This window comes from Pseudomonas silensiensis, assembly GCF_050434865.1.
Taxonomy (GTDB): Bacteria; Pseudomonadota; Gammaproteobacteria; order Pseudomonadales; family Pseudomonadaceae; genus Aquipseudomonas; species Aquipseudomonas fluorescens_W.
Window position 1 is genome coordinate 84,514 of record NZ_JBNDJH010000016.1, and the last position, 13,882, is coordinate 98,395.

Consider the following 13,882-nt stretch of genomic DNA (forward strand, 5'->3'; position numbering starts at 1 on the left):
TCAATTGTTTGTTTTCTGTTTTGAGGTGGGAAATGCGTTCGGTTAGTGTTGTTTGAGGTCGGATAGTTTCTGCATCTTGGTGGGTTGCCAGCATTTAATTTTTACAGGGAAGTAATTTATGGATGAGCAAGCAGTTAGCCGTGTGAACGGCTACGTCAATTTTATTGATCTTTTTAAATTGTCTGATCTTGAGCAGGCATTGCAGGAACATAAAGGTACCGACAAGTACGACGCGGTATTTCGGTATTACTTCGCGTGTATCGGCTTACTCGACTTTCCGAGAATGCTTCCACCGCTGGGTTTGCTGCGCGAGGCGCTTGAGACTTTTGTTGAACCCACGCGCCGGCGTCGACGTGCGGCGGGGGTGGAACCGTCAACAGCGCCGGAGGGCACTGCCACTCCGGGCCTGGCTGAAATCAGCAACAGGGTCGAAGGCTTTCACGCACGCCTGTCCGACAGCATCGAACAGCTGACTGCCGTAGCAACCGAAGTACCGAAGAATATGCACTTCGTTTGGCTGGGAGGTGGCCTGGGGAACATTCAGCGCGACTACATTAATGTCTGGAAGAAGGTTCTGGTCGAGCAAGACTATGCCGTTAAACTCTGGTATGACAGCGATGCATTGTTGGCCTATGAAACCAACCGCATCATTGTCGAGGCCGCGAAGGCCGATGCGATGGTTAACGGTGGTCTGATCAGTCAATCGGCGATTGAACTTGGCGATAAGTATGAGGCGCGGGCCATCGTCCTCAAGCAACAAATGTTCGCGCATATCAAAAAATCAGTTGAGCACGGAATTAAAGCGGATGACGCCCGCATTGATCTTCTGGTGCGTGGTTATGGCCAGAATGAAGCGCGCTTGAACGCCTTGAGGGACAAAAACAGTCAGAGTATTTCGGCATTGGGCGAGGGCGGTGTAGAGCTTTGCGATCTTGCGCAGAATGTAACGCCGCTGCACTTGCAGGCTATTTACGATCGGGAAATCAGCCTGCGTGGTAATTTTGCCGCCGCCTCCGATGTTGTGCGCATCGAGGCATTGAGGGGCGAAGGCGGAAGTTATGCGGATGTCGATAACCTGCCCCCCCTTCTGGAGAAGCTGGGCGACGTGGACATCAGTCAATTTGGTAGCGATGCGCGCCTGGGCGTGTTGCAGTTACTGCTTAATCACAACCCGGAATGGATGCCAGGTCGTGAGGCGTTAAAAAGTAAGTACACAAGCTACGTTGAGCTAATCCCCAAAGAACATCGCCCGGCACTGGAGCGTTTCGCTAAAAGTCGCCCGGATTTGAATAGCGTCTTTCACGCGCCCGCAGAACGCCTCGTTCGTCCGAACGGACTGCGAGCGATTGCCGAACAGAACAGCCTGAGTAATGCGTTTCTAATGGCGCATCCCGGGTCGGCGATGTTGAAGGCCGTTCTCGATCGCTTCAAACGCAACTACGAGATTGTCGATGCGACGGCCCGCTTGGCCATGGAGCGGCAAGTCGCCTTTATCGACGCCGAGGCCATGAGTGGTCTTGCGCTGGAAGTCGTCGAGAAAAAATTTGGTCCCATGCACCAATTGTCGCCGGAAGAAGAGCTGTCGCTCAGTTTTCTGGTTGAAGCCGCAGCGATTTACTACAGCGACGGCATCCGCCCTCAGAGCGAAGTGACCATCTATCTGACCGGGCCTGCGGCGATGCGCGATGCAATCGCGGACTACGCAAAAATGCATTTCACCCCTCGTGCATCTGACGCCTGGCGAGCGGATGTGGCTATTGTCGCCGCCGCAACGGTGAACCGGGCCACCGAGGAGGAGCTGGACCACTCCTGGAAAGAAAACGAAAGCGACACAGCCCAATGGCTCATTAAAGAAAAACAACGTTGGGAAGCCGGGCAGTTCAAAGCACGTTACGTGGGCAAAGTGGATCAGTTGTTAAAGAGTCAGACGATCCATTTCGACCATGGCTGGCCCGTCATTGAAGGTCGGCATGTGTTGTCGACCGAATTGCTGCAGTCGCTAGCGCAGCAGCTTGGCGATCCGTTTTTGCGTGCGATGAGTCAGCAGACCACTGGTGGGGTGACTTTCGACAAGCCGTTGCAGCTGAGTTTTGACGAGCGTCAATCTATCCTCGCGCAGGAAATCGTGCTACCGCCGTCGTTAGTCGGTGAGCCGGCAACAGCGGCTTTACCCCTGGATGAATTGCTTCACCGAATAGGTCGAGGTGCTTTGCAGGTTGAACAGCTTGACCCCTTGCAGCGGTTATTGATCGGTTCGTTGCTGGGCGCTAGGGCCATGGATCAGCGTAACTTTGATTACGTCAGCGCGCGGCTGGAAAACCTCGCCAACAACGTGTCTGAACTGGGCGTGTCTCACCGTTACGGGGCTATTGAACGGGAGCTGTTTAAAGAAAATCACCCAGCGTTCGTGGCGGGTTTGGCCAGTGCCTCGACGCCCACCGTAGCGTTGTCCGAGACCAGCATTGAGCTGAAGAAGCAGGCGCTCGGGCAGTCACTGACTTTGCTGCAATGGGGGCGCCAGGTTGCCCGTATTCAGCAGATAGCAAAACTCGAATTCCGTGACCGTATTGGCGAGCGGATGACCGATGTGCTGGAAAGCTTCAATCACGGCAGTTTCAAGTTGGTCCCGCAGGACTTGTTGCTTCAGGGGGCCGGTGACCGTATCGCCGGGCGTTGTTACCCGTTGGCACTGGCCATGGCAGCGGCCATGAGTAAAGGGAGCGATGCGGCCAACATTCTGCGTGAGCGGTTCTACCTGGCGGTCATTGAACCCGACACCAGCGATTCCAAGGCGTTTGTGAGCATTCTCGAAGATTTACGCGATACCGACATCCATGACCTGGGTGGGGCGGTGGTGCGTTCCGATCTGACGCAAGTCATTGCGACGCTCGAAGGAAAAAACGGCACCAGCACGCTGATGCTCAACTCTGACAACCATTCCATGCTGGTGGCCAAAACGTCCAATGGCGGGCGCAGCACGTACCATTTCTACGATCCGAATTTTGGTGTTTTCGAATTTGATTCCGCCAAAGCGTTCAGCGAAGCGCTGACACATTTTTTCGTTCGACAGGAAATGGCCAGGCACTACGCAGCCTATGGAGAGCCTGCGCGTCCGACGTTTGATTTGATTGAAATCGACGCTACCCGACTCAATGAAAGGGTGCTGTCGTCGGGTGTCCAGGTGTCCAGTCTTTCCGAGTCGGGCAGCCTGCCTGAGCAGGCGCCTCGGGTAAGACAACGGCTGGCCAGCGCCCGTGGGCAGTCGCTGGTCAACAATGCGGTGCTGGGCAGTTCATTGCTGGAACTGGACGCGCACTGGTGGGGTGGGCAGATCGCGCAGGCGACTCGGCAGTTGCAGGAGCAACACGGGTTGCCGCCGGGCGCTGTTGCGTTGTTCGAGACGCTGGAGATAACCCCGGCAGGAGAATACAAAATCAGTCTGGTCAACACCGATGCCGCGAAGAGCATTGTGCGTGTGACCACCGATGATCATCGACTCCTGAGGATTAAAAACTTCCTCTCGGAAACCTTCCATTCGTTAGCCGGTCGCCCGCGTGCACCGGTCAATTCGCATGATCCGACGGACGCCGGCAGCGTTCATACGCTAAATGCCGGTTTCACCATACAGGCCCTGATGAATGCGCTGCGTCATCACGAGAGTGCAGCGAGCGGTGGTGACAAGGCCCTGACCACCGCCATTCGCCTGCATGCCTACGTCAACTATGCCCAGCTGGCCCATGGCAATGTCGTGGATTTGATTGGCGTTGTGAAACTGGTGCGTCAGGCACTGGACGATGAAAAGCTGATCGCCCATACCAGCGCACCGTTGGTGCAAAAGGCCTTGGGGCACATCGCCAATGAAGGCGTCGGTACTGTGCTGGGGATGGTGAATGTCGGGTTTGATATTTATCAGTTAAGCCACGCCACCAATGACATTGAAAAGGCGCAGTTCGGAACGCAGTTGGCCTTTGACTACGTGAGTACCGTGGTAGGCGCAGCCGGCCTGGGTGCGGCACTGGCTGGCGCAGGTACAGTGGCCGGGGTGCTTGGGGGTGTCGGGGTGATTCTGGGCGGGCTGGCGGTGGGCGTTACGGCGCTGGCCGAAGGTTTTGCGACGATTGCGGAGGAAGCCAAGGAGGTCGCGCTGTTTTTTGATGGGCTTGAAAAGGCGTATGAACAAGGCGGCTATTATCTGGACAAGGCGTCGAATGCCTGGATTGCGCAACCCTTGCTGGTGTTTGCCGATTTGGATTTGCGCGCATCCACCGTCCATTTTGACAGTCCGAAACTGTTCCCGCTTCGGGACCATTTCGGGGTTCCGGATTTCGATGTGGATTACAACCGGGCCACCGATATTCGTCAGGGCCTTGAGTTGCCGGACTCGGCGCGTTTCTCGCCACAGGTCGGACAGACAATCGTTCTGCCCTGCAGACCCAGGACCTGGTACGGCTACCAATACAAGTTGCTGCCGTTTGTCACATTTCGTCATGCCGGCGGGTACGACACGGCACGTCGACTGGAGAAAAAGAACGAACAGGGGCAATGGCAGTTTCTGTTTTCGTTCTATTCGTTTCCTGGCGAGTACGTGGTCAACCGGCTGAACCCGGTCTACAAACCAACGGTATTCAATGTACGTCTCGATAACGTCGAGCGTTCACTGGCGGTACCTGCGCTGCCGAAGGCGTGGCATGGCCTGGTGTCCTACCGGATAGAAGGCGCAGGCGCTCAATGTTCCATGCTGCTCAATCCCGGGGTGAGCCTCGAGCTCGCCGCACCCGGTCACACTGCCATGCAATGGGTGCTGCTGACGCCTTGGCTGGCGGAGACAGACATCCAGATAGAAGCGGGGGGACGCCTTGTTTCCCAGACGCTGGATGTGACGTTCAGTGGCGGTGGCGTTCACCATGTATTGCTGAAGCTGGCGGGTAACAAAATCGTGCTTGTAGATCTTGCTGCCCGGCGGCTGGAGGTTGTCGAAGAAGAGGCCAATCCGGCCCTCGGGGAACAAGCGTTGCTGGATCACTTCAAGACACTGACCCATGAACATCGTCTGGCCACGTCTTACACCCCCGTTCGTAACTTCGTGGTGCCATTCGAAAAGCCGGACGAACCCAGGACGGTAGTCGCGTATTACGACTCGGCACAGGATCGTTTTCTGTACATCCGCGACCCGAATGAACTGTTGGCCGATGAGGCCGTGTTAGGGGCAGTGGTGGAGGGTTCGGCTTACTTCTATCACCCCGAGACTTTCTATGTCTGGCAGGTCGATGCGAACACCGGCACGCTGGTTCAGCGCTATCGTTTGCTGATTAGAGACGACCTGGAAATTGTCCGCTGCGAGGCTGTGACCAATGGCGGCATTCAGATCGTGCAGCAACTCACAGGAAAGGACGGCCATCGCGATGAACTGACCTATGTGATCCATGACCGGGCCGTGTTGCTCAGTTCGATCACCCTCTGTCAGGATCCTGCGCTGCAGGCTGTTTTGGAGGCTGACACGCTGACTGACTGGAAGCAGGTACTGGGCGACTATGTGCTGCTGGCAGAGTCCGCCAATACCGTTAACTGGCGTCCCGGTGCACTGGTTTCGATTTGTTGGCAGATCGATGACACGTGGCGGGATATGGTCTGGGTGCGCAACGGTGACGGGTTGATTATTCGTGCGCCTGCCAGGCGTCACCGCGAGCGGGGATGGGCAGACTCGATCAAGGCCTTGAATGATCTTCTACTCATCGCCCCTGCCGGTGCCGAGGGTGAAGTGTTCATTACCTACGACAAGCCTCACGCAAGGCTCGTGCGACAGCAAAGGTCGATGGTGGAGGGTCGCGCACAATGGTCGTCCAGAGAAATCGCCCCCCCTGGGTTGAACAATGTTATCGCCGTTGAACGGGACTATCTCGCCCTGACCGACGCTGGTCTGTTCTTTGACATTACACCGGACGGGAATCTGAGGTTTGGCGGGCTGACCGAGCACTGGTTCAAGGATAAAACCCAGTGGTGGTCGGCGCTGGCAACGGTTGCGTTGCAATACCCGGTGCCGAGTTTTGCCATCCTGGGTTTGGCCGGTTTCAAGGGCGGTTTGTGCGCCTGGTACCTGGGAGGGCGGCTGCTGCTCGCTGAAATAGGGTATGGCAAAGAAGTACGTTTGCTGAGTATTACTCCAGACAATCAGGCCACCTGGCTGTTTGATCTTTCAACCGGCAAGATTGTCCGTCAGGGCTTTATCGATCCAGACCACTTGAGCACCGCATTCGCCGAGGGAACGAAACTGTTAGTGGCTGAGGCATTACCAGCCCCGACGCAGGAATGGGCGAGCTGGACCTTTAGCGACGTAACAGTGGAAGGCTCTGGCCTGAGGGCAACGACGCTTGAAGGCGTAGAGGTGGATTTACAGCACAACGAACCGGTACGGATTACGGGCGTCAACAGCCATTGGGTCGCTGCACTGGAAGGTGAATTGAGTGAGGGTCTGGCGGCGCTGGCGAACGAACATCGATGCGCCGATTTTCTGTTCGTCAAAGACCCCGACTACCAACGGTGGTACGTGGTCCGCACCGGACGGTTGATCCGCATTCCGAAGACCTCTGTTGCTGCGCAATTCACGCTCGTCGGCACCCGGCATCAAACCAATGTGATGTTGCATGATCGCGGGGATGGTTTTTTGCACACCTACCCGCAAAACAGCAGGGTCGGGCCTTTCGACTATGTCGAGCGAAACGCCGAAATACTGGTGGTCGAGGGAGCGAAAACGCATACGGACCTGCTCCCGTTGATTGCCGATGATGTCAGCATCCTGGTGCTCAAACTGGGTCAAGGTTCAACGACCTGTCGGCTGACCAAAGCTGCATGGTTGAAGCTTGAATCGGTCATTGTCGATTGCCGATACCCGCTTGATCACCGGCCCTCGGTTCCGGGCAAGCTGATTCTGGACGCCTCGGTAATGGATCAGTTGTGGGTAAGCCTGGTCGACGAACACTTGGTGATGAATGGCTCGGACAGCGGGCACAGCCTGATCTTTCGCGGAGTTTACTCATCGGATGTGACGTTGCGCGGTGATGTGTTTCTTGCGCTCAGTGGTTATCGATCGTGTCCGGTATCGGAAATAGTGGCCGAGTTGGTGAGGCAAAAGGGCGCTGCCGGCAGTGCCACGTTAAATGAGCTGATGTCGCATGATCAGGTCGAAGTCATCGCAGAACCGGCGTTTTAGACATAGCGTTCTCTTGGCCGCTTATGGCACGAGGTAACCTTTCACACCTGTGAAGATAATCTGTGCCGCCAGCGCGCACACAAACAACCCCATCAACCGGCTGACGATCTGCAAGCCCTGGTCACCGAGAATCCGCTCGATGCGGTTGGACAGATAAAGCACCACGCCGACCGTGAAACTGGCCAGGGCAATACTGAGAATGGCCGTGAGTTTGTCGTCCCAATGCGGCTGACTCACGCCCATCACCAGCAAGGCGCCGATGGTGCCGGGGCCGACCGTCAGGGGAATCGTCAGGGGGACGATGGTCACGTCCTGCTGCACGTTGTCGGTCTGCACGGCCGACTTGCCCTGGGCCATGCCCAGCGCCGAGATGAACAACACACTGCCGGCACCGATGCGGAACGCGTCCACGGTGATGCCGAAGACACTGAAAATCACTCGCCCGAACAGGTACAGCAAGACGCTGGAGACCAGGGTGGCTGTTGCCACTTTCCAGGCCAGTCGGCGTTGTTCCTTGCGCGAATAACCGCGAGTCAGGCTGATGAAGCAGGACAACACGAAGAACGGGCTGTAGAGCACCAGCATCTTCAGGTAAACGCTGAACAACACGTGGAGCATGGTTTCGGCTCGCATCAGGAGAGGGATGACGGGGAGTCTATCAGTCAGTTAGTTGCTTGGGGATTTGAGTTGCGGCGTACGCGACAATTAATTTTCTGTTGGGCGTTTTTATAGTCGGGTGGGCGTCTTGTAAGTTGTATGGTTTAGTTGGGTTTGATGTTACAGATTTGAGTTTGTCGTTGTTCGGTTGTTTGGTTATTGTTTTATCGCAAGTTCATGAGGAATTTGTCTGGCATTTTAAAAAGGAATTCGTTATGTACAATAAAGCTATTCGTGAAAGTTATATTTCGGCCTGTATTGAAGCGATTGAAGAGTGTGAGCTCGATGAGCAGGTGATTATTCGTCCTCGTGGCATGAAGGTTGTGGGCGACGAGATTGAAGCGCCGTCGAAAGGCTCTATTGTGGGCGAGGGCGCATTGGGCTTTGCTGGCAAACTCAGTGTCGAAAACAAGTCGGATGCTGAAAACGCCTTTCTCTTTGCAACCCGTGCAGCGAACAAACAATACCCGCAAGAGCATCAGGGCAAAGAGTGGTATTTGAGGTTCCGGGAAGTCATGACAATCGCAGGCTGGACGCCTGTCAGCAAGTACTACAATGGCCTGCAAGTCGAGGGCACCAGCGTGCGGATGGACAAACTGGTGCTGGAGATTCTCGGTTCGGTGGTTGCCGGCGTTGCATTGCCTGGTCCGTCGACCGCGTTGATGCTCAAGGTCGCGGGGGATGCGATCGCTGCCCTGCAAAAGCGTGACACGGCTGCCCTGACTGTTTATGAGCGAAATCTGCTGGAACAGGGCGTAGGCGGAATCTCGGCCGGCGCGTGTGTCGAAGTCGAAGGTGAGGGCATCATGGCCGTCGGTACAGTGCGTTTTCTTCGCAAGAACTACTCGACCAAAGTGATGTTCGTTGATGTGGATGTCCGTAATGTGAGCCTGTATCGCGGCGAAACGGTATTTGCCAAAAATACATTCGTTGCTGACGCAGTTCGTGAATCGGTCAAGAGCAAGCTGATCCCGCATAAAGATCAAATCGCAAATATTGACGTCTAACTGATTTAAATCGGCAGTCGATTATCGGCTGCCTTTTTGTTGTCGCGGAGTTTATATGAGTGACGAGTATTCTTTGTTGGTCGTTGGGGCGGGTGTCTTGCTAGTTCCTGCAGCGCATGAGCTGAGCCGTTATAGTGACTTAATCGACTCCCTGTTGTTGGCGCAATTGGTTGCCAACAAGAAGATTGAAAAAGAGCCACATATCGACTGGTACAACGCCTATGTGGAATTTCTGGATGACTACTGGCTGCGATATTCAAGAGCAAGACAGGAATGGCCTGTTGCACAAGATAGCGTCGAGTGTGTCGGTGACTGGGTCATTTCATCGATGTTCAAAGATGCTGTGAACAAAAGAGGCGCAGCGGCTGCAACGTTGCAGCGGCTGACAAGGCTGTCCGGCACCGAACCCGCAATGGGGGTGCTGCGTGGGCACATGCAGAAAATCTCCACGGGAGAGCCGGGGGATGTGCTTTCACCCGCCATGGCTGTGCGTTTGCTAGTGGTTGTAGCGTACACGCCGACATCCATCACAAGTGTGTACATGAACCTTAAGACTGACCAGGTCCTCGACTCCAACCCGTTGGCCCAGCGCTATCAGGCTAAGGATGTACGAGGCAGTGTTTGCATGCGCTACGCCGATGCCAACCTATCCGAAACGCTTTACGGCCCCGTGCGGGACGCCATTGCCTTGAAAGTCAAAGACAGGTTTGAGGACAACGTTGCGATGTTGACACTGACCGATGAAGGTTCGGACAAAGGGATCTGCGCAGCAGATTGAGGGCCACACGCCTGCTCAAAAGGTCGAGGCCGTGCGGTTCTGCTGATCACGCTGGGCCACCCAATGCTCGATCAGGTCACGCAGTTGCGACAGCTCGACCGGTTTGGCCATGTGCCCGTCCATGCCAGCCTGGCGTGCACGTTCTTTGTGCTCGGCGAGGATGTGCGCCGTCAACGCCACCACGGGGGTGCGAATCCGCTGATTACCGACTTCCCAGGCACGCAATTGCTGAGTCGCGGAGAAGCCGTCGAGGATCGGCATTTCGCAGTCCATCAGAACCAGGTCATACCGCTGGGCTTTCATCGCCTGCAAGGCTTCTTCGCCATTGCTGGCGGTATCCGGTTGCAGGTTGAGCTTGCCTAGCATGCCGCGAATCACTTTGGTCGAGATGCTGTTGTCTTCGGCCACCAGGATGCGGAAATCACTTGGCACCTTCACCGGTAAGGTCGGGCCGGTGGGCAGGTGCTGCGAGATGGAAAGGCCCTTGTTTCGCTGGTTCAGTTCATCGGCCAACGTTGTCTTGAGGGTGTAGCCGGCCACCGGTTTGGCGAGGATGCGTTTGATCCCCGAGTTGCGCGCGATGATCTTGCTGGGCGCATTGCTGATGCCGGTGAGCATGATCAGCAGGATGTCGTGGTTCAGGCTCGGGTCTTCCTTGATCTTGGCGGCCAGTTGCATGCCGGTCATGCCGGGCATGTTCTGGTCCAGCAGGACCACGTCAAAGTAATCGCGCAAGTGAGCCTTGGTGCGCAGCAGCGCCAGCGCTTCCTTGCCGGACGCTACGGCGCTGACATTCAGGCCCCAGGCGCTGCACTGTTGCACCAGCACTTTGCGACACGTGTCGTTATCGTCCACCACCAGTACTCGTGCACCCTGCAGCGGGCCATCAAGGTCCGACGTCGGGTGTTCGAGGCGGTCAGGGTCCAGCGGCAGGGTCAGCCACAAGGTGCTGCCCTGGTTGGCGCCGCTCTTGACCCCGAACTCCCCTTGCATCAAGCGAATCAGCTGACGGGCGATCACCAGCCCCAGGTTGCCTCCCAGACGAGTGGCCGAGAGGAAGTGCTTGCTGTGCAGTTCGGCGTGCATCAATGCGTCGCGCTCTTCGGCGTCCATCGGCTCGCCGCTGTCCTGCACGGCAATGCGCAAACGCGGTTTGGCACTGCGCTCATCGAGCGCGACGACGATCAGGATTTCGCCTTCGTCGGTTTTCTTCAGGGCGTTTTCCAGCAGGCTCAGCAGGGTCTGGCGCAGGCGTGTCGGGTCACCGCTGATGACGCGCGGCACTTGCGGCTGGATAAAGCTGATCAGCTCGACGTTCTGCTGTTCGGCCTTGGCGCGGAAGATGCTCAGGCAGTCTTCGATCAGTGCGTTGAGGTCGAACTGCACATCGTCCAGTTCGATCTGCCCGGACTCGAGTTTGGAGATGTCGAGAATCTCGTTGATCAGTGTCAGCAGTTCGTTGCCGGCACTGTGGATGGTCTGTACATAGTCGCGCTGCTTGACCGAGAGCGGCGTGCCCAGCAGCAGCTCGGTCATGCCCAGCACGCCATTCATCGGGGTGCGGATTTCGTGGCTGATTTTTGCCAGGAATTCGGCCTTGGCGTTGATCTCGGCGTTGCTGGCGGCCAGGTCGCGGCTGACGCTGAAACGGTCTTCGGTGATGCGGCGCTGACGTTCGCTCAGTGCAATGCTCATCAACACGCCGCTGATGCAGATCAACCCCAGCAGCGTCATGATCAAGCCCTGCGGTGCGACCAGGGTCAGCCCCAGCAGTGCCGGCAACATGATCAGGGTGCCAATGTTGAACACCACCATCGCCGCGACGAACAGGCGCGCCGGGCGATAACCTTTTTGCCAGTGATAGGCGCTGACGAACAACATGCTCAGGCCTGCCAGGGCGACCAGGGCGTAGGTCATGATGTTCAGCGGCAGCGTGTTGACGAACAACAGCAGCAAGCCGCAGACCACGATGAACAGAATGTCCCCCAGCAGCAGCTTGTTCAGCGGGTGCGGGCCGAGTGGGGCGAAGAAGCGATAGGCGAACATCAGGCCGCACGGCGCCGTCAGCAGCAAGGCGAGGTAGGCGCCGGGTGTCTGTACTGCGTGCCAGTCCGGTAACCAAGGTCCTGCCAGATTCAGCAACAGCAACAGGCTGAGCATCAACAATGCTTCGCATCCGGCCAGCCAGAGACTGCTGCGTGAGCGGGTATAGGCGTAGCGGACGAGGCTGTGCAGGATCAACATCGAGATACAGCCGAACAATAGTCCGTAGATCAGCGTCTGATTCTGATTGGCCGCGGTCATGACCGCCGACTGCAGGGTGATGTAAGGCCGCAACTGATGATCGGAGACCAGTCGCAGGTAAACGTCGAGAGGTTTTTCGTTTTGCGGCAGCGGCAACATGAAGTCGCGGCTGGGCAGTGGCCGTTCAGCCTGGGGCTGGTCGGTGCCGGTGTTCAGTTGCTCGATCAGCGTGTCGCCGTCCAGCACATACAGATTGAGGTGCGACAGGTCGGGAGCGAACACCCGCAGCAACTGTTCATGCTTGCCGGGAGCGAGTCTGAAACGCAGCCATAACGCGCCATCGGGCTCGGCGGCAGTGAGGCGGTCGAGTTCAATGGGGCTGAATTGATTGGTGTAGCGAGCGGAACGGATGTCGCTGAGCTGCAGGTCACCCTGTTCGTCGAGCAATACCGCCCAGCCACTGCCTTGCGCGGCCTGGGCCGGGAGCATCATGCAGAGCAAGGTCAGCAGAGTGACGGTGAATCCTATGGCAATCCTGAGCCAGCGCACGGCGAAATCCCTTCGTAGGTTAATGCCAGAATATAACTATGCGCGGCACCGGAATAGTCCGGCAAGGGCCCGAAGCCCTTGCCTGGCCGAATGGCGTTCTTATTCCTGATTTTCGCCACGCTCGCGGGCAATGGCACGGTAGCCAATGTCCTTGCGATAGAAGCAGCCTTCCCAGTCAATTTTGGCCGCCAGCTTGTAAGCCTGCTGCTGAGCGGCATCGACGCTGGCACCCATTGCCGTGGCGCAGAGCACCCGGCCACCGGCCGTCACCACTTGACCGTCCTTGAGTGCAGTACCGGCGTGGAAGACTTTGCCTTCCAGTGCTGCAGCTGCATCGAGACCGTTGATGGCAACGCCTTTAGCGTAGTCACCAGGATAGCCGCCAGCCGCCAGCACGATGCCGACGCTCGGACGCGGATCCCATTGTGCTTCGACCTTGTCCAGGGCTTGCGCCAGCGCCGCTTCGACCAGCAACACCAGGCTCGACTGCAAACGCAGCATCACCGGTTGGGTCTCAGGGTCGCCGAAACGGCAGTTGAACTCGATAACTTTTGGGTTACCGGCTTTGTCGATCATCAGGCCGGCGTACAGGAAACCGGTGTAGACGTTGCCTTCATCGGCCATGCCGCGCACGGTTGGCCAGATCACCAGGTCCATGACGCGCTTGTGCACTTGCGCGGTCACGACCGGGGCAGGGGAGTAAGCACCCATGCCGCCGGTGTTCGGACCGGTGTCGCCGTCGCCGACGCGTTTGTGGTCCTGGCTGGTGGCCATCGGCAATACGTTCTTGCCGTCGACCATGACGATGAAGCTGGCTTCTTCGCCATCCAGGAACTCTTCGATCACTACGCGCGAACCGGCGTCGCCGAATGCGTTGCCCGCGAGCATGTCGCGCACGGCGTCTTCGGCTTCGGCCAACGTCATGGCAACGATCACGCCTTTACCGGCGGCCAGGCCATCGGCCTTGATCACGATCGGTGCGCCTTTTTCACGCAGATAAGCCAGGGCAGGCTCGATCTCGGTGAAATTCTGGTAGTCGGCGGTCGGGATCTTGTGGCGCGCCAGGAAATCCTTGGTGAAGGCTTTCGAACCTTCCAGCTGAGCAGCGCCAGCGGTCGGACCGAAGCAATCCAGGCCACGGGAGCGGAACAGATCGACGACACCAGCGACCAGCGGCACTTCCGGGCCGACGATGGTCAGGGAAACATTTTTCTCGGCGAAGTCAGCCAGCTGCTCAAGGGCCAACACGTCGATAGCGATGTTCTCGCACTTGGCTTCAATGGCGGTGCCGGCGTTGCCCGGAGCCACGAAAACTTTCTGCACGCGCGGATCCTGAGCCACTTTCCAGGCCAGGGCGTGTTCACGGCCACCGCTGCCAATGATCAAAACATTCATTTCAAAAACCTCGGATGACGCTAATTCTGTGGAGCACCGCAGAGA

General features: G+C 57.1%; 6 protein-coding genes. 3 read left to right on the plus strand and 3 right to left on the minus strand.

What is annotated here, in order from left to right; translation table 11 throughout:
• Positions 1 to 118 precede the first annotated feature (118 nt).
• A complete protein-coding gene (locus QF010_RS22000) occupies positions 119 to 7,207 on the plus strand; it encodes a TcdA/TcdB pore-forming domain-containing protein (protein WP_429533947.1) in 7,089 nt (2,362 codons plus the stop codon).
• Positions 7,208 to 7,228: 21 nt separating this feature from the next.
• On the opposite strand, the gene QF010_RS22005 is transcribed toward QF010_RS22000, so the two are convergent.
• The gene (locus tag QF010_RS22005) at positions 7,229 to 7,825 is read right to left on the minus strand and encodes a MarC family protein (RefSeq protein ID WP_007937197.1); all 597 of its coding nucleotides are present in this window, start codon (positions 7,823 to 7,825) and stop codon (positions 7,229 to 7,231) included.
• Between the two features lie 254 nt (positions 7,826 to 8,079).
• Between QF010_RS22005 and QF010_RS22010 the strand changes: the two genes are divergently transcribed.
• Both QF010_RS22010 and QF010_RS22015 read left to right on the plus strand, forming a co-directional pair.
• Positions 8,080 to 8,871, plus strand: coding sequence for a hypothetical protein (locus QF010_RS22010; RefSeq protein ID WP_033059592.1), 792 nt, complete (start codon positions 8,080 to 8,082; stop codon positions 8,869 to 8,871).
• Positions 8,872 to 8,926: 55 nt separating this feature from the next.
• Entirely contained in the window at positions 8,927 to 9,649 is a 723-nt protein-coding gene (locus QF010_RS22015) for a hypothetical protein (RefSeq protein WP_033059590.1), read from the plus strand.
• 15 nt (positions 9,650 to 9,664) lie between these two features.
• Here QF010_RS22015 and QF010_RS22020 read toward each other — a convergent pair whose 3' ends face one another.
• Positions 9,665 to 12,442: a hybrid sensor histidine kinase/response regulator gene (locus QF010_RS22020; RefSeq protein WP_429533948.1), complete on the minus strand. Its 2,778-nt coding sequence runs from the start codon at positions 12,440 to 12,442 to the stop codon at positions 9,665 to 9,667.
• A 99-nt stretch (positions 12,443 to 12,541) separates the two neighbouring features.
• The gene (gene purD, locus QF010_RS22025) at positions 12,542 to 13,837 is read right to left on the minus strand and encodes a phosphoribosylamine--glycine ligase (RefSeq protein WP_429533949.1); all 1,296 of its coding nucleotides are present in this window, start codon (positions 13,835 to 13,837) and stop codon (positions 12,542 to 12,544) included.
• Between the last annotated feature and the right edge of the window lie 45 nt (positions 13,838 to 13,882).

Bases quoted from the DNA above. Each gene is read 5' to 3' on its own strand.
- purD (WP_429533949.1), bottom strand. From the start codon at position 13,837: ATGAATGTTTTGATCATTGGCAGCGGTGGCCGTGAACACGCCCTGGCC.
- QF010_RS22005 (WP_007937197.1), bottom strand. From the start codon at position 7,825: ATGCTCCACGTGTTGTTCAGCGTTTACCTGAAGATGCTGGTGCTCTAC.
- QF010_RS22010 (WP_033059592.1), top strand. From the start codon at position 8,080: ATGTACAATAAAGCTATTCGTGAAAGTTATATTTCGGCCTGTATTGAA.
- QF010_RS22015 (WP_033059590.1), top strand. From the start codon at position 8,927: ATGAGTGACGAGTATTCTTTGTTGGTCGTTGGGGCGGGTGTCTTGCTA.
- QF010_RS22000 (WP_429533947.1), top strand. From the start codon at position 119: ATGGATGAGCAAGCAGTTAGCCGTGTGAACGGCTACGTCAATTTTATT.